Source organism: Streptomyces sp. NPDC048196, from assembly GCF_040652715.1.
GTDB classification, from domain to species: Bacteria; Actinomycetota; Actinomycetes; order Streptomycetales; family Streptomycetaceae; genus Streptomyces; species Streptomyces siderophoricus.
In genome coordinates, this window is record NZ_JBEZMM010000019.1 from 84,161 (window position 1) to 107,643 (window position 23,483).

The following is a 23,483-nucleotide window of genomic DNA, read 5'->3' on the forward strand; positions in this document are numbered from 1 at the left end:
ATGGGACGTGACCTGTCGGCACTCTTCGACCCCGTCTCCGTCGCCGTCGTCGGAGCCAGCGACGACCCGGCCAAGTACGGCCACGCCATCGCCGCGCAGGCCGTCCGCGCGAACGGCCGCCGCCCCGTCCACCTGGTCAACCGCCGTGGCGGCACGGTGCTCGGCCGTCCCGCCGCCCCCAGCCTGAGCGCGATCGGCGAGTCCGTCGACCTGGCCGTGGTCTCCGTGCCCGCCGCCGGCTTCGAGGAAGCCGTCGACGAGGCCCTGCGGTGCGGGGCCCGGGCGATCGTCGCGATCACCGCCGGCTTCGCGGAGACCGGTGACGCGGGCCGGGCCCGCCAGCAGGCCGTCGCCGAACGCGTACGCGCCGCGGGTGCCGTGATGGTCGGGCCCAACTGCCTGGGGATCGCCGACAACACCACCGACCTCTTCCTGGCCTCCGACACCTTCACCCCCGGCGGCGTGGCACTCCTCAGCCAGAGCGGCAATCTCGCCCTGGAACTCCAGCTCCGCCTCGCCCCGCACGGCCTCGGCTTCTCCCGCTTCGTCTCGCTCGGCAACCAGGCCGACGTCACCCTCGTCGACCTGCTGGCCGACTGCGCCCGCCACGAGGGGACCCGGGCCATCGCGGTCTACGCCGAGGACTTCGGCGACGGACGTGCCTTCGCCGAGGCGGCCGCCGACGCCGGGAAGCCCGTGGTGCTGCTCACCGCCGGCCGCGGCGACGCCGCCGCGCGCAGCGCCCAGTCACACACCGGCGCGCTGACCACCTCGGCCGACGTGGTGACCGCGGCATGCCGCGACGCGGGCGTGGAACTGGTCGCCACGCCCCGTGAACTCGCCGTCGTCCTGGCCGGGTTGAGCGGTGGACGGCGAGCGGCCGGCCGCCGGGTCGCGGTGCTCACGGACGGCGGCGGGCACGGCGTCATCGCCGCCGACGCCGTCGAGGCGGCCGGGCCGGCCGTGCCCGAACTGGCGGAGCCGACGCGGCAACGGCTGCGCGAGGTCCTGTGGGAACAGTCGGCCGTCGCCAACCCGGTGGACCTCGCCGGGATGGGCGAACAGGACCCCGGCTCGTACGCGGCGACCGTCGCCGCGCTGCTGGCGGCCGAGGAGGTCGACGCCGTCCTGATGACCGGCTACTTCGGCGGCTACGCGGACGCCGGCAGCGGGCTCGGCGGAGGCGGGACGGTGCTCGCGGACGGGGAACAGGAGGCCGCCCGCCTCATCGCCGCCCGCCACCGCGCCACCGCCAAACCCCTCGTCGTCCAGTCGATGTACCCCGAGTCCCCCAGCTGCCGCACCCTCGCCGCGGCCGGCATCCCGGTCTTCGCCGCCACCGAGGACGCCGCCCGCGCCCTCGCCACCACGACACCCCGCGCACTGCGCACCGGTGTCACCCCCCTCCCGCCGCCCGCCTCGCCCCTGCGCGAGAGCGGCTACCTGGAGACCCGCAGGGCCCTCGAAGCGGCCGGACTCGCCTTCCCCGCCGCCCGGGAGATCCACGACGAGGCCGAACTGCGCGCCGCAACGGCCGAGTTCGCCGGTCCGTACGTCCTCAAGGCCCTCCACCTGCTGCACAAGTCCGACGCGGGCGGGGTGGCACTCGACCTGGCCGGGCCCGACGAACTGCTCGCCGCCTTCCGCGAGATGCACGCCCGGCTCGGCGCCTTTGCCTACTCCGTCGAGGCGATGGCGGACCTCACCGACGGCATCGAGCTGATCGTCGGCGTCAACCGGGACCCGCGTTTCGGCCCGGTCGCCATGGTGGGCCTCGGGGGAGTACTGGCCGAGGCACTGCACGACGTCGCCTTCACCCTGGCCCCGGTACCCGCCGACCGGGCCCTGGAGCTGCTGCGCGGACTGCGCACCGCCGCCCTGCTCGACGGCGTGCGCGGCCGCCCGCCCGTCGATGTCGCCGCCGCCGCGGAAGCCATCGGGACGATCACCGCATTCGCCGCCGCCCACCCCGAAATCGCCGAGATCGAGGTCAACCCCCTCCTCGTACGCCCCGACGGAGCCCTCGCCCTCGACTCCCGCGCCGTACTCGCCTGACCCCACTGGAAGAGGCCCCCATGGACATGCGCTACACCCCCGAACAGGCCGACCTCAAGCGCCGCGCCGCCGGGTACGCCCGCCTGCTGATGCGGTACGAGGACCAGTCCGAGCAGGCCGGCGGACCCCTGCCGCAGCAGCTCGTCACCGAACTGACCCGGGCGGCCATGGACGCCGGTGTCTACGCCATCAACATGCCCGCCGAGTGGGGCGGCGCCGGCCTCAGCCTGCTGGACCAGGTCATCGTGGAGGAGGAGTTCGGCAAGGTCACCAACTGCCTGTGGGACATCCCCTGGCGGCCGGCCAATGTCCTGGCCCAGGGGGATGAGCGGCAGCGCGAGAAGTACCTGCTGCCCGTCATCCGCGCGGAGAAGTTCGACGCGTTCGCCGTCACCGAGCCGGGCGCGGGCTCGGACCCGTCCTCCGGCACCTCCACCGCGACGCGCACCGAGGGCGGCTGGCTGCTCAACGGCGAGAAGTGGTTCGTCACCTGCGGCGACATCGCCGACTTCCTGCTGGTGCAGGCGGATGCCGGCGCCGAGCGGCTGCCCACGCTGTTCTTCGTGGACAAGGCCGCGCCCGGGGTCGAGATGACCCGGGTGCCCCGCTTCATGCACTCCGCGGTCAACGGGCACCCCGAATTCACCTTCTCCGAGGTCTTCGTGGCCGACGAGGACGTGCTCGGCGGCGTCGGCAACGGCTACGAACTGACCAAGGAATGGTTCACCGACGAACGCCTGATGATCGCGGCCCGTACGGTCGGCGCGGCCGAACGCGCCCTGCAGCTCGCCCGTGACTGGGCCGTCGAGCGCGAGCAGTTCGGCGCCCCGATCGCCTCCTACCAGCTGATCCAGGGCATGTTGGCCGACTGCGCCGTGGACATCGCCGTCAACCGGGCCTACACCCACCAGGTCGCCTGGGAGGCCGACCAGCCGCATACCGACCGCAAGACGCTGCACGCCAAGGCCGCCACCGCCAAGCTCGCCGCCAGCGAGGCCGCCGGCCGGGTCGCCGACCGCTGTCTGCAGATCTTCGGCGGCCGCGGCTACGACCGCGGCTACCCCGTCGAGCGCATGTACCGCGAGCTGCGCGTGGACCGGATCTGGGAGGGCACCTCCGAGATCCAGCGGCTGATCATCGCCAACGAGCTGATCAAACGCGGCACCCGCGCCCTGGCCCTGCCCACCCACTGACCCCTCCCTCCCACACCGCACAGCGAGGACTTCCATGGACTTCCGCCTCACCCCGCGCCAGGCACAGCTCAAGGCCACCGCGCACGACCTCACCGACTTCATCGCCACCTACGAGCTGCAGTGCGAGGAGAACAACGGCCTGCCGGCGAACGCCCACGCCATGATCCGCGACGCGGTGCTCGACGCCGGACTCCAGGCCGTCAACATGCCGGCCGAATGGGGCGGCGCCGGCCTCACCATCGCCGAACAGGTCACCGTTCAGGAGGAGTTGGGACGCCTCACCGGTGCCCTGTGGGACATGGTGTGGCGCCCCGCCAACGCCCTGCGCTTCTGCACCCCCGAGCAGCGCGAGCGCTTCCTCGTCCCGGTCATCAAGGGCGAACGGCGCGACTGCTATGCCGTCACCGAGCCCGGCGCGGGATCCGACCCGCAGAACCTCGCCACCACGGCCACGAAGAACGACCACGGCTGGGTGCTCAACGGCGAGAAGTGGTTCGTGACGGTCGGCGACCACGCCGACTTCCTGATCGTGCTGGCCGCGGCCGGACCTGACCGGGCGCCGACGCTGTTCCTCATCGACAAGGACACCCCCGGCATCGAGATGACCCGCGTCCCGCGCTTCATGCACACCTTCGTCTACGAGCACCCCGAATTCACCTTCACCGATGTCCAGGTCGGCGCGGATGCCGTGCTCGGCGGCATCGGGGAGGGCTACGACATCACCCGCTCGTGGTTCACGGAGGAGCGGCTGATGATCGCCGCCCGTACGACCGGCGCGGCGGAACGGGCCCTTGAGCTGTCCCGCGACTGGGCCGTGGAGCGCGAGCAGTTCGGCGCGCCGATCTCCTCGTACCAGCTGATCCAGGGCATGTTGGCCGACTGCGCCGTGGACATCGCCGTCAACCGGGCCTACACCCACCAGGTCGCCTGGGAGATCGACCGGGCCCCGGCCGAGGACCGCAAGACGCTGCACGCCAAGGCGGCCATCGCCAAGCTCTCGGCGAGCGAGGCCTCGGGCCGGGTGATCGACCGGTGCCTGCAGATCCACGGCGGCCGCGGCTACGACCGGGCGTACGCCGTCGAGCGGCTCTACCGCGAGCTGCGCGTGGACCGGATCTGGGAGGGCACCTCCGAGATCCAGCGGCTGATCATCGCCAACGAGCTCATCCGGCGCGGTTCGGGGGTCCTGGACCTGCCCGTCGCATGACACCCGGCGACACCCGGCGACACCCGGCGGCCGGGGTCACCACGCGCCCCGGCCGGCCGTAGCCGGCACCGCCCGGAACCGGACGGTTCGCTCCGGATCGGAGAGGAAGGAAGACGGATGACCGACATCAAGCGGGTAGGGGTCGTCGGCTGCGGCCTGATGGGCGCCGGGATCGCCGAGGTCTGCGCACGCGCCGGCGTGCCGGTCACGGTGGTGGAACGCGACGCGGAGGCGGCCCGCGCGGGCCTGCTGCGCCTCACCCGCTCGCTCGACCGCGCCGCCGCCCACGGCAAGCTCGGCGCCGAGCGGCGCGAGGCCGCCGCGGCCCTGATCACCGTGGTCGACCAGCTGGAGGCCCTGCACGACCACGACCTGGTGATCGAGGCGGTGGCGGAGGACCAGCGCCTGAAGGTCGAGGTGTTCACCCGCCTCGACGCGCTGATCACCCAGGACCACACCCTCCTCGCCACCAACACCTCAGCCATCCCGGTCATCCGGCTCGCCGCCGCCACCGGCCGCCCCGACCGCGTCATCGGCCTGCACTTCTTCAACCCCGTACCGGTCCTGCGGCTCGTCGAACTCGTCCCGTCGCTGCTCACCTCGCCCAGCACCACGGCACGGGCCGAGGACTTCGTGACCCGGACCCTCGGCAAGGAGGTGGTCCGCACCCGGGACAAGGCCGGGTTCGTCGTCAACGCGCTGCTCGTCCCGTACCTGCTGGCCGCGATCCGCATGGTGGAGACGGGCAGCGCGACCGTCGAGGACGTCGACCGCGGCATGGTCCTCGGCTGTGCGCACCCGCTCGGTCCGCTGGCCCTGGCGGACCTGATCGGCCTGGACACCACACGGGCGATCGCCGAGTCGCTGTACGCGGAGTTCCGCGAGCCGCAGTACTCGCCGCCGCCCCTGTTGTCCCGGATGGTGGAGGCCGGCCTGCTGGGGCGGAAGTCCGGGCAGGGCTTCCACACGTACGACAGCCAACCGGAGCGCGAGAGGGCGGCACCGGCGAGTCAGCGGTGAGGGAGGACGGCCATGGCGTACGCCCACCGAACGAGGGGAGGCGCAGGGTGTCCAGCGACCGGAGGGTGTCCGGCGACCGACAGGCGTCCACCCACCTCAGGGTGCCCAACGACCTCAGGGTCTCCACCCGAGCGCGTACGGCGGACACGCGCGAGCGCATCCTGGCCGCGGCGTGCGAGGTCATCGCCGACATCGGCTCCGAGAAGATCCGGATGCGGATGGTCGCCGAGCGGGCCGGTGTGTCGACGGCGCTGCTGCACTACCACTTCGACACCCGCGAGAAGCTCTTCACCGAGGCGATGACCCACTCCTTCGCCACCACCGCCGTCGACGTCGAACGCGACGCGGGGACGGCTCCGGCGGCGGTCGTGCTCGCCCGCATCCTGCGCAACCTCCTGCCGACCGACCCCCAACTCCACCAGGACTGGCGGCTGTGGCAGGAACTGTGGGTGCGCGCCCTGCGCGACGGGACCACCCGCGCCTTCGCCGTGGACCTGTACGCACAAACGCACACCTGGGTCGCCGACGCGATCCGCCGCGGCATCGCCTCCGAGGAGTTCACCCCGACCGACGTGGACGCCCTCAGCACGCTCGTCCTCTCCCTGAGCGACGGCTACGGCATCCGCCTCATGCTGCGCGACCCTACGGTCACCCTGGACACGGCACTCACGTCCATCTGGCGCCAGGTCTCCGCGGCGCTCGGCCTGCCGGACAGCATGCCGACGGACTGAGCACCCGGGGGCGCAAGACCGCCCGCGAAGCCGGGAGGAAGCGCTCAACTTCTCTCTTGGAGAACTCCTCGTGACCTGTCCCGGTTCCCGGATGAGCTGTGACATTCCTCCGCCGCTCCGCGCCTTCCCGGCATCCCCGCCACCGGCGCATACTCCAGGACCGCCTGGCCCTCAACTGTGATGGGGCAGGGCGATTGGACGGAGTGGATGGAGCGGATGGGAAAGTTGACAACGGACACGGTCTCCGCGGCGGCCGCCGGCACCTGGCTGCTCGGTGATCGTGAGATCAACCGGCTCGGCCTGGGCGCCATGCGTCTGACCGGCAGCGCCGCCTTCCACGAGGGCGTCCCCAGCGACCGCGCCCAGGCGACCGCGGTGCTGCGGCGCGCGGTCGAGCTCGGCGTGAACCACATCGACACCGCGGCGTTCTACTTCTCCCGGCTGCGCTCCGCCAACGAACTGATCAACTCGGCGTTGGCGCCGTACCCGGACGACCTCGTCATCGCCACCAAGGTCGGCCCGGCCAGGGACGCTTCCGGTGAGTGGATCGCCCCCGCGCGGCCCGACCAGCTGCGCGGCCAGGTCGAGGAGAACCTGCGCCAACTCGGCCGCGACCACCTCGACGTGGTCAATCTGCGCCTCATGGGCCAGGACTCCCTCAGCGAGCATTTCGGTGCCCTCGCCGAGCTGCGGACCGCCGGCCTCATCCGCCACCTGGGCATCTCCAACGCCCGCCCGGAGCACCTCGCCGAAGCCCTGACGATCGCCCCGGTGGTGTGTGTCCAGAACCGCTTCGGCCTCGACGCGCCCCACGGCACGCGGATGCTGCGGGAATGCGCCGCACGCGGCATCGCGTTCGTGCCCTTCTTCTCCCTCGCCGGGGAGGGACGCGAGGCGGGAGCCGTGCGTGCCGAGCACGACGAGGTCCGCGCCGTCGCCCGCACACACGGTGCCTCACCGGCACAGGTACGGCTGGCCTGGACCCTGAAGCAGGGCACCCATGTGCTGGCCATCCCGGGGACGGGAAACCCGGATCACCTGGTCGACAATGTGGCGGCCGGCGCACTGCGGCTGACGGAGGACGACTGCCGGCTCCTCGATGCGATCGGCCGTGCCGCCCCCTGAGGCCGGCCACGGGCACCGTGCGTGATCCCGTTCCGGCCCCGGCCCCGCCTTTTCCCCGTTCCGAACGCGGTCGAGGGCTCCGGGGCGAACGCCCATGGGCGTTCCGCTTCCACCCGGAATGCCGTACTCGTCGTCGTCCGCGCCCCCCGTGAACGCCGGGTGAGGTACGCGCCGGTAGCCGGGTCCGGTCTTCAACTGTTCGGTTCCGCTTCACTTTTGAAGTTCTGACAACTTCACGACGGCCCTCCTACGGTTGCCTCGCTTCACACGAGAAACGCCACTCCCCGCACCGTGCACGGCTCTTTCTCGGAGGTCCGCTGTGTCCCTGTCCATGCTCTCCCGCATCCGACGACCCCGCCGGTCCGTCTCGCTCTTCGGTGCCACCGGCCTCGTGGCCGCCTCGCTCGGGCTGTGGGGCAGCGCCCCCGGTGTCGCGCAGGCCGCGGCGCTGCCGACGCCCGACCACGTCGTGGTCGTGGTGTTCGAGAACCACGCCTACGAGCAGGTCATCGGCAGTTCGAGCGCTCCGTATCTGAACAACACGCTCAAGGCCGGCGGTGCCAACCTCACCAACTCCTTCGCACTGACCCACCCCAGCCAGCCCAACTACCTGGACCTGTTCTCGGGCGCCACGCAGGGCGTCACCGATGACAGCTGCTACACCCCGCAGTTCTCCGGCGCCGCCAACCTCGGCTCGGAGCTGACAGCCGCCGGCAAGTCCTGGGGCAGCTACAACGAGGGCCTGCCCTCCGAGGGCTCCACCACGTGCACCAACAGCGCCACCAAATACGCCCGCAAGCACAACCCGTGGTTCGCGTTCAACAACGTGCCGCTGAACACCGCCCACACCTTCAGCCAGTTCCCGACGAACTACAGCACGCTGCCGAAGGTCTCGTACGTCGTGCCGAACCTGTGCAACGACATGCACGACTGCTCGATCACCACCGGCGACAACTGGCTGAAGAACAACCTCGACGCCTACGCCCAGTGGGCCAAGAACAACAACAGCCTGCTCCTGGTCACCTTCGACGAGGACGACCGGGCCCACAACAACCACGTCGCCACGGTGCTGTACGGAGCGCACGTCACCCCGGGCAGCTCGTCCTCCGCGACGTACAACCACTACAACGTCCTGCGGACCGTCGAGGACCTGGCCGGTCTGACCACGCACGCCGGCAACGCCGCCTCCGCCTCCGACATCACCGGCATCTGGAACTGACCACCGTGTACGTAGCAGACAGCCGCACCACCCCTGCTCCGGCCGACCCGGGTACCCGCCCGGGCGGCCGGGGCAGGGCCCTGCCGCACACCAAGGCCGCGACCGCGCTGCGGGCCGTGCCCCGGACCGTGTTCGTGCTCGGCACGGTCAGCCTCATCACCGACATCTCCTCCGAGATGGTCACCGCCGTCCTCCCGCTGTACCTGGTCGCCGCACTGGGCCTGTCCCCGCTGGGCTTCGGCCTGCTGGACGGGGTCTACAACGGCGTCAGTGCCCTGGTCCGGCTGGTCGGCGGCCATCTCGCCGACCGCGGTGGGCGGCACAAGGCCGCTGCCGCTGTGGGGTACGGGCTCTCCGCGCTGTGCAAACCGCTGCTGCTGCTGGCCCACAGCGTGCCGCTGATCAGCCTGGTGCTCGCCGCCGACCGCACGGGCAAGGGGCTGCGTACGGCACCGCGCGACGCGATGATCTCGTTGGCCTCCTCCCCCCGGACGCAGGGGCGTTCGTTCGGGGTGCACCGTGCGATGGACACCGCCGGAGCCCTGCTGGGGCCGGTCACCGCCTTCGCCATCCTGCGGGTGGCGGCCGGGGGCTACGACGCCGTGTTCACCGTGAGCTTCTGCGTCGCCGTGACGGGTGTGCTGGTCCTGCTGCTCTTCGTGCCGGGCCGCACACCGACGGCCGGCACCGCGGCGCCTCCCGCACGGGTCTCCCTGGCCGCGGCGGTCGGCCTGCTGCGCCGGACCGAGCTGCGCCGGCTGACCTTGTGCGCGGTGCTGCTGGGGCTGGCCACGGTCTCCGACTCCTTCCTCTACCTGCTGCTCCAGCGGCGCCTGGACCTGCCCCAGGAGTACTTCCCGCTGCTGCCGGTCGTCACGGCCGGCTCCTTCCTGCTGCTGGCCGTCCCGCTGGGGAAGGCCGCCGACCGCTGTGGTCGCCGGCGGACCTTCCTGGCCGGCCACCTGGGCCTCCTCGTCGCGTACGGACTGGTGCTGGCGCCGTTCCACGCGCCGGCGTTGCCCCTGGTGGCCGCGGTGCTCGTGCTGCACGGCGGGTTCTACGCCGCGACCGACGGGGTGCTGATGGCGGCGGCGGCCGGCGTGACGCCGCCGGAGCTGCGCTCCAGCGGCCTGGCCCTCGTCCAGACCGGACAGGCCGGGGCCCGCTTCGCCTGCTCCGTACTCTTCGGCGCTGCCTGGACGGCATGGGGCGACCGGACCGCGCTGTCCGCCGCCGCGGTGGCGCTGGCGGCGAGCGCCGCGGTCTGCGCCCTGCTCCGGCCGCTGCGTACGACGACGGAGGTGGCGGCGACGGAGATGGCGGCGACGGAGGAAGCCTCTTCGGCACCGTCCACCGCGCCCACGACCGACCCCGCGCCCACGACGGAGGCCGCCGGATGAACGCCCGTACCCGCATCGTCGTCCTGCTCGTCGCCGTGCTCGTACTCGGCGGCGTCGCCGTGGGCGCCGTGCTGCGGGCCGCCGACCAGGCACATCGCAAGGACCAGCAGCAGACCACCGGCCCGCAGGTGACCGCAGGGCGGGTGGCACTGGCCGGAGCGGCCTCCGCGCGGCAGCCCCGGCTGGTCTTCCGCAGCACCCTGTGGGGGCCGCACCGCGACGAGCTGGTGTCCGTACCGGCCTCCGCCCCCGCCGGTCCACGCACCGCATCCGGCCTCCGCTGCCTGCGCTTCTACACCGCCGCCGGCACCGGCAGTTGTCTGCGTGCGGTGCCCGGCGCGATGGCCGGCCACTACGAAGCCGTGGTGCTGGACTCCCGGCTCCGGGCCCGCAGACACGTCCCCCTGGTCGGGAGCCCCACCCGGACCCGGGTCTCGCCCAGCGGGCGGACGGTGGCGTGGACCGTGTTCGTCAGCGGAGAGTCGTACACCGGGCTCAACTTCTCCACCCGCACCTCGATCCTCGACACCCGCACCGGAACGTTCCAGTCCAACCTGGAGTCCTACCGCGTCAGCAAGGACGGGCAGCCGTACCGGAGCCCGGACATCAACTTCTGGGGAGTGACGTTCGCCGACGACGGGCACTTCTACGCCACCATGGCCACGCGCGGGACCGCCTATCTGGTGCGCGGTGACATCGCCCGGCGCACGGTGACCACCCTCCGCGGCAACGTCGAATGCCCGTCGCTGTCGCCGGACGGGACCCGACTGGCGTTCAAGAAGCGGGTGCCGGGCCTTCCGGCGGACGCGCCCTGGCGCCTGTACGTGCTGGACCTGCACAGCATGCGCGAGCACCCGCTGGCCGAGCGGCGCAGCGCCGACGACCAGGCCGTCTGGCTGGACGACCACACCGTCGCCTACGCCCTGCCCGGCGACTTCGAGACCGACGCCTGGTCCGTCCCCTCCGACGGCACCGGCCACCCCCACCGCCTGATGCCCGCGGCCCAGGCCCCGTCCGCGGTCCGCTGACGTGCCGTCACGGCCGGGCCGGGCGCTCAACCGACCCCGACTGGACGGCGGTTGGTCGCCCGGCTAAGGTTTTGGCCATGCGGTCAGAAAATAGTTCGGGCGGCCAGACGGGCTCCGCCTCCGTCCCGGCGGGTGGGGGCGGCGACCTGACGTCGCAGGAGCCCGAGCGCTCCTTCATCGAGAAGGCGCGTCGCGCCCAGATCATGGATGCGGCCGTCGAGACCATCGCGGTACGGGGGTTCGCGAAGGCCTCGCTGGCGCAGATCGCCGAGCGGGCGGGGATCAGCAAAGGGGTGATCTCGTATCACTTCGCCGGCAAGGCCGAGTTGATCGAGCGGCTCGTCGAGCAGATCTACGAGGGGATCGGCGCGTTCGTCGAGGCCCGGCTGGAGAAGGAGGCCGGGGCAACGGCCTGGCTGCGGGTCTATGTGGAGTCGGTGGCCGCGTACATGCAGGACCACCGGTCCCAACTCGCCGCGCTCGGCGAGATCTTCGTCAACTTCCGCACCGAGGACGGGACCCTGCGCTACGGCGTCGCCTCCAGCGAGCCGCTGTACGCCGGACTGGAGGAGGTCTTCCTGGAGGGACAGCGCAGCGGCGAGCTTCGTGACTTCGACGTGCGCGTCATGGCCGTCAGCCTCCAGGCCGGGATCGACCACATGTTCGCGTACTGGAGCGCCCATCCCGAGCACGACCTGGCGGCCCATGCCCGCCAACTCGCCGACCTCTTCGAGCACGCCACCCGGGCGGAAGCACCAGGGGACACGACCGGCAGCGGCACCGAACCGCACTGAACGACACACCAACAGCGCTGCACCACACACCCACACCACTGCACAGCCATGAACTGCACGGCTGTGACCTACACGGCCGTGAACTGCATTGCACGGGAAGGACTTTCATGACGGACCATCTGGCCCGCCCGGCCCTGGCGGTGGGGCCCGAGCCGGCCACCGGGCGGCCGAAGGCCGCCGCCCGGCTGCTTTACATCGACAATCTGCGCATCGTGCTGACGGCACTGGTGGTGCTGCACCACACCGCCGTCACCTACGGCAACATTCCCGCCTGGTACTACACCGAGCCCGCCAAGGACGGCTCCGGGCTGCTCCTGGATGTGTTCGTCATGTTCAACCAGGCGTTCTTCATGGGGTTCTTCTTCATGATCGCCGGTTTCTTCACGCCGGCCTCCTACGAACGCAAGGGCACCCGGCCGTTCCTCCGTGACCGCCTCAAGCGGCTGGGCATTCCGCTCCTCGCCTTCCTCCTGCTGATACGTCCGCTGGTGGGCTTCGGCGGGTTCGCCGATCTGCGGGCGGAATTCGCCGAGCAGGGCAAGGACCTTCCCTACTGGCTCTACTACGTGCTGAGTTGGGACGCGGGGCCGATGTGGTTCGTCGAGGTGCTGCTGGCGTTCTCGCTGGTCTACGCCCTCGTGCGGCACCGGCGGGCGCGCCGCCGCACGGGGGGCGACGGGGAGCTCGGCACGGCCGGGCGCGCGCCCGAGCGGGCCCCGCGGCCGCTGCGGCCGCTCGCCATCGTCGTCTTCACCCTCGGGCTGGCCCTCGCGACGTACCTGTGGCGGATCGTCGTTCCGAACGGCAGCTACCTGCCCGTCCTCGGCCTGCCCACCCCCAGCTTCATGCCGCAGTACGCGAGCTTCTTCGTCATCGGCGTGCTGGCCCACCGCCGTGGCTGGCCGCAGAGCCTCTCCCGGGGCGCGGGGCGGGTGGGGTTCGGCGTCGCCACCGTGGCCACGCTCGCGTATCTGCCCGTCGTCCTCACCGCCGGGGACGGCGCGCTCGACGGACACGGCAGCTGGCAGTCGCTGGCCGGGGCCGCGTGGGAGTCGACGTTCGCGGTCGGCGTCGTCCTGGGACTGACCGTCCTGTTCCGGGAGCGTTTCCAGCGGCAGGGCACGTTCGCCACGTTCCTCTCCCGTCATGCCTTCGCCGTCTACCTCACCCATGCGGCCGTGCTCGTCGGCCTCGGCTACGCCTTCCGCTGGCTGCACGCACCGGCGGCGGTGAAGTTCGCCCTGGTCGCCGCCCTGGCCCTGCCGCTGTGCTGGGCCGTGGCCTACGCCGTCCGCTCCCTGCCCCGCGCGGACCGGGTGCTGTGACGCCGTAACCGTCCTTCGGTGGCAGTGGCCCCTGTTCCTGGCCCAAGTCAGGAGCGGGGGCCTTTCCGGGTCGACCGCCCCGCTCACCTCAGCGGCTTGTCCAGGACTGCCTTGGTGTGGCTGAACGTCTCCAGTGAGTACTCGCCGTGGTAGCGCCCCATGCCGCTCTCGCCGACGCCGCCGAACGGCAGGTCGGGCGCGGTGAGATGGGCGACCGGCAGCCCGAAGGTGAGCGCGCCGGAGGAGGTCTCGGTCAGGAGACGGTGCTTGGTGGCGTCGGAGTCGGTGAACGCGTACAGCGCCAGCGGCTTGTCCCGGTGGTTGATGAAGGCGATCGCCGCGTCCAGGTCGGGCACCGGCACGATCGGCAGGATCGGGCCGAAGATCTCCTCCTGCATCACCGGGGCGTCGGGGGAGACGTCGGCGAGGACGGTGGGCGCCAGGTAGCGGTCGGCGCGGTCGTGGGTGCCGCCGATGACCGTGCGGCCGCTGTCGAGGAGGGCGGTCAGGCGGTCGAAGTGGCGCTCGTTGACGATCCGTCCGTACTCGGGAGCGGTGGCCGGGTCGGCTCCGTAGGCCTCGCGTACGGCCTCGGCAAGGTGCGGTTCGATGTCCCGGGCGGTGTCGCCGACGGCCAGGACGTAGTCCGGGGCGACGCAGGTCTGGCCGGCGTTGAGGAACTTGCCGGTGACCAGCCGCCGGGCCGCCGCGGCCAGATCCGTACCGGGGTCGAGGACGACGGGGCTCTTGCCGCCCAGTTCCAGGGTGACCGGTGTCAGGTGCCGGGCGGCGGCGGTCATCACGATCCGGCCGACGGTGCCGTTGCCGGTGTAGAAGATGTGGTCGAAGCGCTGGGCCAGCAGTGCCGTGGTCTCCGGGACGGCGCCCTCGACGACGGCCACCGCGTCGGCGTCCAGGTGGCGCGGCAGCAGCCGGGCGAGCGCGGCCGAGGTCGCGGGGGCGAGCTCACTGGGCTTGACGACGGCGCAGTTGCCCGCGGCGAGGGCGCCGACGAGCGGGGCGAGCGCGAGCTGCAGCGGGTAGTTCCAGGGCGCGATCACCAGGACGACACCGAGCGGTTCGCGGACGACCTGCGCGGTCGCCGGCAGCAGCCGGTCGGGCAGTGCGGCGGGCCGGGGTGCCAGCCAGTCGTCGAGCCGGTCGAGGGTGTGGTCGATCTCGTGGAGGGTGAAGCCGATCTCGGTGCGGTACGCCTCCTCGGGGCCCTTGCCGAGGTCGGCGGCGAGCGCGGCGAGGAGCTCGTCGCGGTGGTCGGTGAGCAGCGTGCGCAGGGCCGTGAGCTGGCCGCGCCGCCAGTCGGTGGCGGCGGTGCGGCGGGTGGCGAAGGTGGTGCGGAGCCGGTCGACGACGGCGGCCGCGTCGAGGGCGCCCGTGTGCAGGTCAGGGGTGGCGGTGTGGGAAGTCATGCCGCCGAGGCTACAGGAAACGAAAACTTTTCGTTTCGTAATGGTGGGTCGGTAGACTCCCGGTGTGGGCGAACGTACCGAGAGCAACCAGACCGCGGCGGCCGGGCAGGGGCCCGCGCGTGGCCGCCCGCGGGACACCGCACGCGACCGGGCCCTCCTGGAGGCCACCGTCCAGGTCCTCCAGGAGAGCGGCTACGGCGGGCTGACCACGGCCGCCGTGGCCAAACGGGCCGGGGTCTCCACCGCGACCCTCTACCGTCGCTGGCGTTCCAAGGAAGACCTGGTCGTCGGCACCGCCGTGCGCTGGGCGAGCGACCTCGGCCCGCAGCCGGACACCGGCAGTCTCGAAGGCGACCTGGCCGCCCTGCTCCGGGACAAGGCCGAGACGCTGGAGGGTCCCGGCGGCCGGCTGCTGCACGTCCTGATCGGCGAGTCCGCCCACAACGAGGCGCTGGCCCGGGTGCTGGACACCGCGATCATCGAGCCGGTCCGCGACCGGGCCGCCACCGTCGTGCGCCGCGCCGTCGACCGCGGCGACATCCCGCCCCTGGAGAACGCCCACGTACTGGCCGACCTGGTCGTCGGCTCGATGGTCAGCCGCCTCTTCCTCACTCCCGATGCGGCGCACCGGGCCACCACGGACGGGCCGTCGTCCGGTGAGGCCGCGATCGCCGAGCTCCTCCCGTTCCTGCTGCGCGCCCTCGGCGCACAGCAGGATTTGCCTTCGAGTGGACTCCAACCTCCACACTGACCACGACGGCATCCCGTGCCGTGGACGGAAAGGCGGCAGCTGATGGAGACGACGAACGGAACGGGGCACCCCCTGCCCTACGACACCTACCGGCAGGCGATCGAGCGGGAGACCCTGCGCTTCGCCGAGGTGGTCCGGGGCGCGGACCCGGCGACCCCCGTGCCCTGCTGTCCCGACTGGACGCTGGCCGAACTCGCCCGGCACGTGGGATCGCTGCAGCGCTGGTTCTGCGCGCTGCTGACCCAACTGGTGCAAGAGCCGCCGCGCAGCCGTGACGTGGAACTGGGGCTGCCGGACCGCGCGGAGGAGTACGCCGGCTGGGTGGCCGCGGGGGCGCCCACCGTGGCCACCGTGCTGCGTGGCACGGACCCCCAAGCGGCCATGTGGGCCTGGGGAGAGGACCAGCACGCGCGGTTCTGGGCCCGCCGGATGCTCTTCGAAACGCTGGTGCACCGGGTGGACGCGGAGCGCGCCGTCGGCCACGAGTCGGACCTCGACCCCGCGCTGGCCGCGGACGGGGTGGACGAATTCCTCGTCAATCTGCCGTATGCGGGCCTCTTCGCCCCGGAGGTGGCGAAGTTGCGGGGCGACGGCGAGATCATCGCCTTCCGGTGCGCGGACCCTGCCGACGCAGGCGACGAGGAGTGGCGGGTGCGGCTGGACCCGGACGGTTTCCGCCTGCTGCCCCGGGCCGGAGCCGACGCCGACCCGGATGACACCGCGTCATCCGCGCCTCAGGCGACGGTACGAGGACCGGCGGCGGACCTCCTGCTGCTGCTCTACGGGCGGCGTACGTACCAGGACCCCGCCTTCGACGTCTCGGGCGAGGCCACGACCCTCGACCGCTGGTTCGCCCACACGGCCTTCTGAAACGGCCTTCTGAACCGCCCTGCGTCGCCCCGGACGGGAGGACGGAGGGCGCCTCATGGCCGCAGGCGCCCTCCGTTCCTCCCGGACCTTCGCTCGGCACTCATTCGAGAAAGTCCTCGGTCCTCCACCTCGTGCCGGTGAACGGGGGAGCGGTGTTGGGCGCGAGGCCCACGGTGCCGTCGCCGGTCCGGCCGTCGAGGAAGCGATTGCCTTCCACGGTGCCGAGGCACTTGTAGGTGATCGCGCCGTGTTCGAGCCGGGTGGCGAGCCACCGCGTGCCGGTGAACGGAGGATTGGTGTGGGGCGCCAGCCCCACCGTGCCGTCGGCGGTGCGGCCGTCGAGGAAGCGGTTCCCGGGCATCTCCCCGAGACACTCGAAGACGACCACGTCAGGGCCGTGGGAAATGGTCTGGACGTTCCACTGCGTGCCCGAGAGCGGTGGACCGATACGGGGCGCGAGGCCCACGGTGCCGTCGCCGATGCGGCCGACCAGGAAGCGGCTGCCCGGTATGTCTCCCAGGCATCTGAGGAAAGTCATCGTGGGCCCCCTTGGAGCTGGGTTCCCCTTTCCACCATGCGCTCACCCCGGCAGGACCTGCAACCGGGCGGCGGCCGATCAACTCTGCCCGTGCGGAGCCGACTTCCTTCCCGGCCGCCCGTCGTTCAGGACCGGGCGCGGAAGGCGCGCAGCCGCAGTGAGTTGCCCACCACGAAGACCGACGAGAAGGCCATCGCCGCGCCCGCGATCATCGGGTTGAGCAGACCGGCCGCCGCGAGCGGCAGGGCCGCCACGTTGTAGGCGAAGGCCCAGAAGAGGTTGGTACGGATCGTGCCGAGCGTCTTGCGGGCGAGCCGGATCGCATCCGCCGCGGCCCGCAGGTCTCCTCGTACGAGGGTGAGGTCACCGGCTTCGATCGCCGCGTCCGTGCCCGTCCCCATGGCCAGTCCCAGATCGGCCTGGGCGAGCGCGGCGGCGTCGTTGATCCCGTCACCCACCATGGCGACGCTGCGACCCTCCGCCTGGAGGCGCTTGACGACGTTCACCTTGTCCTCGGGCAGCACCTCGGCGATCACCTCGTCGATGCCGACCTCCGCGGCGACCGACCCGGCCACCGCCCGGTTGTCGCCGGTGAGCAGAATCGGGGTCAGGCCGAGGGCCCGCAGCCGGCGGATGGCCTCCGGGCTGCTTTCCTTGACGGCGTCCGCCACTTCCAGCACCGCCCGCGCCGCACCGTCCCAGGCGACCGCGACCGCCGTACGCCCCGCCGCCTCCGCCTCGGCCTTGGCACGCTCCAGTTCGGCCGGCAGGTGGATCGCCCACTCGGCGAGCAGCTTCGGCCGGCCGACGAGGACCGCGTGCCCCTCGACCACGCCCTGGACGCCGAGCCCGGCGACATTGGCGAAGCCCTCCGGAGCGGGCAGGACGCCGACCTTCTCCCGGGCCCCCTCGGCCACCGCGCGGGCGATCGGATGCTCGGACGCGTGCTCCAACGCCCCGGCGAGGCGGAGGACTTCACCCTCGTCCTCACCGGTGTGGACGTCGATGAGGGTCATCCGTCCCGTCGTGACCGTGCCGGTCTTGTCCAGCACGATGGTGTCGACCTTACGGGTGGTCTCCAGCACCTCGGGCCCCTTGATCAGGATGCCCAGCTGGGCACCGCGCCCGGTCCCGACCATGAGGGCGGTCGGAGTGGCCAGGCCGAGGGCGCACGGGCAGGCGATGATCAGGACGGCGACGGCAGCGGTGAACGCGGCCGTCAGGCCCGCCCCGTTGCCGAGCCAGAAGCCGAAGGTGGCGAGCGCCAGCCCGATCACGATCGGTACGAAGACCGCAGAGATCTTGTCCGCCAGCCGCTGGGCGGCGGCCTTCCCGTTCTGCGCGTCTTCAACGAGCCTGGCCATCCGGGCCAGTTGGGTGTCGGCGCCGACCCGGGTGGCCTCGACCACCAGCCGTCCGCCGGCGTTCAGCGTGGCACCGGTGACCGCATCACCGACGAAGACCTCGACCGGGACCGACTCCCCGGTGAGCATCGACGCGTCCACCGCCGCCGAGCCCTCGACCACCGTCCCGTCCGTGGCGATCTTCTCCCCGGGACGGACCAGGAAACGGTCACCGACCTGCAACGCGGCGGTGGGCAGGGTGACTTCGCGCCCGTCCCGGAGAACGGTGACCTCCTTGGCCCCCAGCTCCAGGAGCGCCTTGAGCGCCGCACCCGCCTTCCGCTTCGAACGGGCCTCGAAGTAGCGCCCGGCCAGAATGAAGGCGGTGACGCCGGCAGCGGCTTCGAGGTAGATGTTGCCCGCGCCGTCGCTGCGGGCGATGGTCAGCTCGAAGGCGTGCGTCATACCGGGTGTGCCGGCGGTCCCGAAGAACAGCGCCCACAGCGACCACAGGAAAGCCGCCGACGTGCCGACCGATATCAAGGTGTCCATGGTTGCCGCGCCGTGCCTGGCGTTCGTCCAGGCGGCGCGGTGGAAGGGCCATGCGGCGTAGGTGACGACGGGCGCGGCGAGGGTGAGCGAAAGCCACTGCCAGTACTCGACCTGCAGCGCCGGAACCATCGCCATCGCGACCACCGGCACCGCGAGGACCACGGCGGTGACCAGCCGCTGCCGGAGCGGCCGGAGCTCATCGGGCGCCGCGTCCGCGCCGCCGGTCGCCGGCGCGTGGTCCGTACGGGCCGGGGCGGGCTCCCGCGCGGTGTAACCGGTCGCCTCGACGGTGGCGATCAGATCGCTGACCGAGACGTCTGCGGCCCGGTAGCTGACCTTCGCCTTCTCCGTCGCGTAGTTGACGGTGGCTTCGACACCGTCCATGCGGTTGAGCTTCTTCTCGATGCGGGCCGCGCACGAGGCGCAGGTCATGCCGCCGATGGCGAGTTCGACCTCGTGGGCTTCGGTGAGGGTCGTCATCACTGCTCCTCGCAGGATTGATACCCCTGGGGGGTATGGTGGGCCGCGGAGCAAACATATACCCCCTCCCCGTATTCATGGCAAGGCCTTGCGGTCGCTCTTGCGTATACCCCTAGGGGGTATATTCTCCGTGCTGGCCGGTTGGCCGACCGGCACCCTCCGACCTGAGGAGAACCCCATGAACACCCCGGTAAGAATCACGGCGTTCGCGGCCGCACTCGCCGCGTCCCTCGGCGTCGCGTACGGCGTCGGCAGCGTCGTGACCCCCCTCGCCGCGGCCCCGGAGGCCGCGGCGCACGCCGGACACGGAGGCAGTGGTGCGGCGGGCGGGGGAGGGGAGCACGCGGAGGGCGGCCACCGCACACCCCCCGGCGGGCTGCAGATCTCCCAGGACGGATACCTGCTCGACCTCAAGACCCCGCAGGTCCGCGCGGCCCGGGCGACGGAGCTCCGCTTCGCCGTTCGCGACGGTGCCGGCCAACTGGTCACCGCCTACCGGCGCGAGCACGGCAAGGAACTCCATCTCATCGTCGCCTCCCGTGACTTGGGGACCTACCGGCATGTGCACCCGACCCGCGCGGCCGACGGCACCTGGAGCATCAGGACGGAACTCCCGACGGCCGGCGCCTATCGGCTCTTCGCCGACTTCACCCCGGCCACCGGGCCGGCGAAGAACCTCACCCTCGGCGCGGATCTCGCGGCCACCGGCACCTACCGCCCCGCCCCGCTGCCCGTGCCGTCCACGGTCGCCGAGGTCGACGGCTACAACGTCACCCTCGACGGCCGACTCCGCGCGGGGGAAGAGAGCGAACTGACCCTGAAGGTCACCAAGAACGGCCGACCGGTCACCGACCTCCAGCCCTACCTCGGCGCCTACGGCCATCTCGTCGCCCTGCGCTCGGGCGACCTGGCCTACCTGCACGTCCACCCCAACGGTGCGCCCGGCGACGGCAGGACGAAGCCCGGGCCCGGGGTCTCGTTCACCGCCATGGCGCCGAGCGCCGGCGCATACCGTCTCTTCCTCGACTTCCGGCACGAGGGCAAGGTCCGCACCGCCGCCTTCACGGTCAACGCGGGGCGCTGACGCCATCACGACAGGCGATGACCGGGAGGCCGGTGACGGGCCCGGCACGGCCACGAGCCGCCGGCGGGCCCGGCACGGCCGTGATTCGCTAGGCTGAAATTGGCCGCTCAGGCGCAGGGAAAGATCACCCATTCCCAGCGAGGGAGGTCGATCATGGACGGTCGGCTTGCGGAGTCGCGGATGGTCGCGGTCTACCTCAATGATCACCTGGCCGGTGCCACGGCCGGTGTGGAGCTCGCCCGGCGCATGGCCCGGGAGCACCAGGGTTCGGACCTCGGCGGTGAAGTGAAGGACCTCGCCGCGGAGATCTCGCTGGACCGGCAGGCTCTCCTGCGGCTCATGGCCGCCCTGGGCGTTCCGGTTCGGCGGTACAAGGTCTACGGAGCCTGGGCGGGCGAGAAGGTCGGACGTCTGAAGCCCAACGGCCGTGTGGTCCGTCGCTCCGGCCTCAGCACGCTCATCGAGCTCGAAGGAATGCGTCTCGGCGTCGAAGGAAAGGCGCTCCTGTGGCGCGCGCTCCTCGAATGGGCTCCGCGGGAACCCCGTCTGGACACCCGACGGCTTCAGGAGCTCCTGTCCGGAGCGCGGCAGCAGGCCGAGGTACTGGATGCCCTGCACCGCAAGGCCGTGCGGAGGTTCCTGACCGAACGCTCCGACCAGCGGCGGTCGGAGGCCGCCCGATGACCCACCCCGGCCGACCGCCGCGCACGGGCCGTCCCCGTCCCCGTCCTGGGCAGCACCGCCTCGCAGGTGAGGGCCCCCTCGTGAACCCGATGCAGGTCGCGCGTGCCCAAGGATTGTTCCACGCAGGCGGCGGCGCCTGGGCTCTGCTGTCCCTGCGCGGCTTCGAGCGCCACTTCGGGCCGCGGAGGATGAAAGAGGAGCAGGACTGGCTGGTCAGAACGGTGTCAGGGCTACTGGTCGCCTGCGGCTGGAGCCAGCTCCGGACCTGCCCCGCGCCCGAATGCCTGGCCCAGGCACGCCGGATCGGCGTCGGCACGGCGCTGACCCTGCTCGCCATCGACCTGGTCTACGTACCGAGGGGCAAGGTGCGCCGCAGCCATGCGCTGGACGCCGTCATCGAGGCCGGCTGGCTCGTCGCCTGGTGGCGGTGCGGTCCCCTGCCGTCCGCACCGGTCGCCCGCTGCTCACCTCTTGCGCTGCAGTGATCCCCAGAGTCCGGCCTGCCGGTCGACCTCGGCCTTGGCCTGCTTCAGCACGCGGGAGGAAATCCAGGCAATGGGCTGCACGGAGCGGACGAGGGGTTCGTTGTCGGGACCGCGCCCCGCCTCACGCCCGTGCAGCACCCACGGACGCACCGCTGAGCCCTTCTCCCGCGGCAGATGGGAGTAGTCGTGGAGGCGTCGCGCCACCCATACGCGGGTAGGGCGCCCCTGCCACCAGGGAGGGACGTCAAGGGCGTTGGCGGACAGGCCCGGCAGGGACGCGCCGGTGAGGTCGTCCGTGCTGGAGGACCGGCCCAGATCGGCTTCCGGTCCGCGTGACCAACGGACGTAGAGGTGCGGACGGCGTTCGACGAGTGCGGCCAATTCGTCCAAGGTGTGCAACGTGGGCAGGCGGCCCGAGTCCGACATGCGCGCGGCCCTCCTTCCCCCTTCCTCCCTCCTCTTTCCACCGTCTCGCCGGGGAACGGCCTCAGCCGGGGGCCAAGGTGACACTCGCACCCCTCTCGCAGCGCACGATCCGGTCGGTCAGACCGCGCTTCCCGGCCTCGGCGAGGAAGTCTTGGAGCGGTGAGCTGAAGACGGTGTAGTCGTCGTAGTGGACGGGCAGAGCCCGGCTCGTCGGCAGGCGGTCGGCGAGCTCGGCGCCCTGCGCCCCGTCCATGGTCACCATGAAGCCACCCGGCAGCCGGGTCCCCCCGAGGTGGAGCACGGTCAGGTCCACGTGCGGGTACCGGCTCGCTATCTCGGTGAGCCCGTCGAACAACAGGGTGTCACCGGTGATGTACAGCCGGAACCGGACCGGGCCGCCCGCCGGCCCGAATTCCAGCAGGCTGCCCATCACGGGCGGCAGCAGCAGGCCCAGCGCCCCCATGGCGTGCCGGCCCGGCAGGGCGGTGATCCGGACCTGCGTGCCCTGGCGCGTCACGGTGTGGTCCTGCCAGGTACGCAGCCCCACCGCGCGGTGGAAGCGGTGAAGCCCCTGCAGGCGCCGGGAGGCGTGCGGCGTGGTGACGACCGGCACGGAGGTGTCGAGGCCGCGCCGGGCCGTCCGGTCCCAGTGATCACCGTGGAGATGCGACAGCACCACCGCGTCGAGGTCGTCCGGGAGATCGTCGATGGATACGGCCGGCTCGGTGAGACGGCGGCTGAGGAGCCCGTAGCCCAGATACGCGTACTGTCCGCGGTGCAGGAAGTTGGGATCGGTCAGCAATGTCAGATCGCCGTACGTCAGCACCGTGGTGGCATTGCCGACGAAGCGGAGGGTGACCGAGTCGCCAGAAGGATCCGTCATCATGCTCCTCCCCGGGGTGCGCGCACATGAGGCGCCCGATGACCGGCACTCCTCTCATTGTCGCCGCCGACCGCCGCCCCCGCGCAGGCAACCGGTCCCCGCTCCGGACGGCCGTCTGCCCCTACCGGCATCGAGCGACCCGGGCGTTCGGCCATCGGCCGTGTGCATGGTCAGGCCACGTCGCCGAGGTAGGCGTCGGGGGCGGGAGGGGTGCGGGACAGGTCGGCGAGGGGCTGCCGGATGGCCCGGGGCAGCAGATCGGTGGCGGGGACCTTCCGCAGCGGGACCCATTCCAGGCCGATCTGGGTGGCGTCCTGGGAGTGTCCGCCGAGTTGATGGGGATCGCTGGTGGGGGTGCAGAGGAAGATCGCTTCGATGCGGTGGGTCTCGGATCCGTCGTCCGGCTCACCGTGGTGGGCGCCGATGTATTCGCGCAGCCACAACAGGCGGTCGACCGTCACGGTCAGGCCGGTTTCCTCGTGCACCTCGCGGCGGACCGCGTCACCGAAACTCTCACCGGGGCGCTGGCCTCCTCCCGGCAGGAAGGCGTACTCCCGGTCCCGCCAGTGGGCGCGGGTGAGGAGGACATGGTCCTCGTGGAGGACGACGGCCTTGGCAGAGGTGCGGATGGTGGGGCTGGGGGGCTGGGGCACGGTGGTGGTCACCTTCCTGTCGTTACGGCATGTCCCGTCGCGGCCGCTCGGGCGGGCCGACCACCACGATGCCTGGTCCGCCCGAGAACGGGACACCATCAGCCCGTATCGCTGCGCGGGGCCGCCCGGACGCGGCAGCCCACCCATGGCCGGCCGGTGGGCCACCGGCCGTGGGGAGGCTGCCGCAGAGGGGGCGCTGAGCAGTGGCGA

At 71.9% G+C, this 23,483-nt stretch carries 22 protein-coding genes; 16 read left to right on the forward strand and 6 right to left on the reverse strand.

What is annotated here, in order from left to right; genetic code table 11:
• The 11 genes from AB0E02_RS20255 to AB0E02_RS20305 all read left to right on the forward strand — a co-directional run bounded on the left by AB0E02_RS20255 (nucleotide 1) and on the right by AB0E02_RS20305 (nucleotide 13,097).
• On the forward strand, nucleotides 1-2,055 hold the full coding sequence (locus AB0E02_RS20255; RefSeq protein WP_362141223.1) for an acetate--CoA ligase family protein: 2,055 nt from the start codon (nucleotides 1-3) through the stop codon (nucleotides 2,053-2,055).
• 20 nt (nucleotides 2,056-2,075) lie between these two features.
• Nucleotides 2,076-3,248, forward strand: coding sequence for an acyl-CoA dehydrogenase family protein (locus AB0E02_RS20260; RefSeq protein ID WP_362141225.1), 1,173 nt, complete (start codon nucleotides 2,076-2,078; stop codon nucleotides 3,246-3,248).
• 34 nt (nucleotides 3,249-3,282) lie between these two features.
• Nucleotides 3,283-4,455 (forward strand): acyl-CoA dehydrogenase, encoded by a 1,173-nt coding sequence (locus AB0E02_RS20265; RefSeq protein WP_362141227.1) that lies wholly within the window; start codon nucleotides 3,283-3,285, stop codon nucleotides 4,453-4,455.
• Between the two features lie 117 nt (nucleotides 4,456-4,572).
• Entirely contained in the window at nucleotides 4,573-5,475 is a 903-nt protein-coding gene (locus AB0E02_RS20270; RefSeq protein WP_362141229.1) for a 3-hydroxybutyryl-CoA dehydrogenase, read from the forward strand.
• A gap of 47 nt (nucleotides 5,476-5,522) precedes the next feature.
• The gene (locus tag AB0E02_RS20275; RefSeq protein WP_362141231.1) at nucleotides 5,523-6,206 is read left to right on the forward strand and encodes a TetR/AcrR family transcriptional regulator; all 684 of its coding nucleotides are present in this window, start codon (nucleotides 5,523-5,525) and stop codon (nucleotides 6,204-6,206) included.
• Nucleotides 6,207-6,431: 225 nt separating this feature from the next.
• Nucleotides 6,432-7,331, forward strand: a complete 900-nt coding sequence (locus AB0E02_RS20280; protein WP_362141308.1) for an oxidoreductase — start codon at nucleotides 6,432-6,434, stop codon at nucleotides 7,329-7,331.
• Nucleotides 7,332-7,662: 331 nt separating this feature from the next.
• Nucleotides 7,663-8,550 (forward strand): alkaline phosphatase family protein, encoded by an 888-nt coding sequence (locus AB0E02_RS20285; protein WP_362141310.1) that lies wholly within the window; start codon nucleotides 7,663-7,665, stop codon nucleotides 8,548-8,550.
• 5 nt (nucleotides 8,551-8,555) lie between these two features.
• Nucleotides 8,556-9,950: an MFS transporter gene (locus tag AB0E02_RS20290; RefSeq protein WP_362141233.1), complete on the forward strand. Its 1,395-nt coding sequence runs from the start codon at nucleotides 8,556-8,558 to the stop codon at nucleotides 9,948-9,950.
• Nucleotides 9,947-10,978, forward strand: a complete 1,032-nt coding sequence (locus tag AB0E02_RS20295) for a TolB-like translocation protein (RefSeq protein ID WP_362141235.1) — start codon at nucleotides 9,947-9,949, stop codon at nucleotides 10,976-10,978. Before AB0E02_RS20290 ends, AB0E02_RS20295 begins: the two co-directional genes overlap by 4 nt.
• Nucleotides 10,979-11,055: 77 nt before the next feature.
• A complete protein-coding gene (locus AB0E02_RS20300) occupies nucleotides 11,056-11,772 on the forward strand; it encodes a TetR/AcrR family transcriptional regulator (protein WP_362141236.1) in 717 nt (238 codons plus the stop codon).
• A gap of 107 nt (nucleotides 11,773-11,879) precedes the next feature.
• Nucleotides 11,880-13,097, forward strand: a complete 1,218-nt coding sequence (locus AB0E02_RS20305; RefSeq protein ID WP_362141238.1) for an acyltransferase — start codon at nucleotides 11,880-11,882, stop codon at nucleotides 13,095-13,097.
• Between the two features lie 83 nt (nucleotides 13,098-13,180).
• Here AB0E02_RS20305 and AB0E02_RS20310 read toward each other — a convergent pair whose 3' ends face one another.
• The gene (locus AB0E02_RS20310) at nucleotides 13,181-14,524 is read right to left on the reverse strand and encodes an aldehyde dehydrogenase family protein (RefSeq protein ID WP_362141240.1); all 1,344 of its coding nucleotides are present in this window, start codon (nucleotides 14,522-14,524) and stop codon (nucleotides 13,181-13,183) included.
• 64 nt (nucleotides 14,525-14,588) lie between these two features.
• Between AB0E02_RS20310 and AB0E02_RS20315 the strand changes: the two genes are divergently transcribed.
• Nucleotides 14,589-15,275, forward strand: a complete 687-nt coding sequence (locus AB0E02_RS20315; protein ID WP_362141242.1) for a TetR/AcrR family transcriptional regulator — start codon at nucleotides 14,589-14,591, stop codon at nucleotides 15,273-15,275.
• A 42-nt stretch (nucleotides 15,276-15,317) separates the two neighbouring features.
• A complete protein-coding gene (locus tag AB0E02_RS20320; RefSeq protein ID WP_362141244.1) occupies nucleotides 15,318-16,145 on the forward strand; it encodes a maleylpyruvate isomerase family mycothiol-dependent enzyme in 828 nt (275 codons plus the stop codon).
• Between the two features lie 100 nt (nucleotides 16,146-16,245).
• Here AB0E02_RS20320 and AB0E02_RS20325 read toward each other — a convergent pair whose 3' ends face one another.
• Nucleotides 16,246-16,683 (reverse strand): hypothetical protein, encoded by a 438-nt coding sequence (locus AB0E02_RS20325; RefSeq protein WP_362141246.1) that lies wholly within the window; start codon nucleotides 16,681-16,683, stop codon nucleotides 16,246-16,248.
• Between the two features lie 125 nt (nucleotides 16,684-16,808).
• Nucleotides 16,809-19,058, reverse strand: coding sequence for a heavy metal translocating P-type ATPase (locus AB0E02_RS20330; protein WP_362141248.1), 2,250 nt, complete (start codon nucleotides 19,056-19,058; stop codon nucleotides 16,809-16,811).
• A gap of 178 nt (nucleotides 19,059-19,236) precedes the next feature.
• Here AB0E02_RS20330 and AB0E02_RS20335 point away from each other — a divergent pair, with 178 nt between their 5' ends.
• From AB0E02_RS20335 to AB0E02_RS20345, 3 genes are all read left to right on the forward strand, one after another.
• Nucleotides 19,237-20,142, forward strand: coding sequence for a hypothetical protein (locus AB0E02_RS20335; RefSeq protein WP_362141250.1), 906 nt, complete (start codon nucleotides 19,237-19,239; stop codon nucleotides 20,140-20,142).
• A 153-nt stretch (nucleotides 20,143-20,295) separates the two neighbouring features.
• Nucleotides 20,296-20,826 (forward strand): hypothetical protein, encoded by a 531-nt coding sequence (locus AB0E02_RS20340; protein ID WP_362141252.1) that lies wholly within the window; start codon nucleotides 20,296-20,298, stop codon nucleotides 20,824-20,826.
• 89 nt (nucleotides 20,827-20,915) lie between these two features.
• Nucleotides 20,916-21,311 (forward strand): hypothetical protein, encoded by a 396-nt coding sequence (locus AB0E02_RS20345; protein WP_362141312.1) that lies wholly within the window; start codon nucleotides 20,916-20,918, stop codon nucleotides 21,309-21,311.
• Here AB0E02_RS20345 and AB0E02_RS20350 read toward each other — a convergent pair.
• From AB0E02_RS20350 to AB0E02_RS20360, 3 genes are all read right to left on the reverse strand, one after another.
• Complete coding sequence (locus tag AB0E02_RS20350) at nucleotides 21,291-21,737, reverse strand: DUF6098 family protein (protein WP_362141254.1); 447 nt, start codon at nucleotides 21,735-21,737, stop codon at nucleotides 21,291-21,293. The genes AB0E02_RS20345 and AB0E02_RS20350 overlap by 21 nt on opposite strands.
• Before the next feature lie 61 nt (nucleotides 21,738-21,798).
• Nucleotides 21,799-22,620 (reverse strand): MBL fold metallo-hydrolase, encoded by an 822-nt coding sequence (locus AB0E02_RS20355; RefSeq protein ID WP_362141256.1) that lies wholly within the window; start codon nucleotides 22,618-22,620, stop codon nucleotides 21,799-21,801.
• Between the two features lie 170 nt (nucleotides 22,621-22,790).
• Entirely contained in the window at nucleotides 22,791-23,273 is a 483-nt protein-coding gene (locus AB0E02_RS20360; protein WP_362141258.1) for an NUDIX domain-containing protein, read from the reverse strand.
• Between the last annotated feature and the right edge of the window lie 210 nt (nucleotides 23,274-23,483).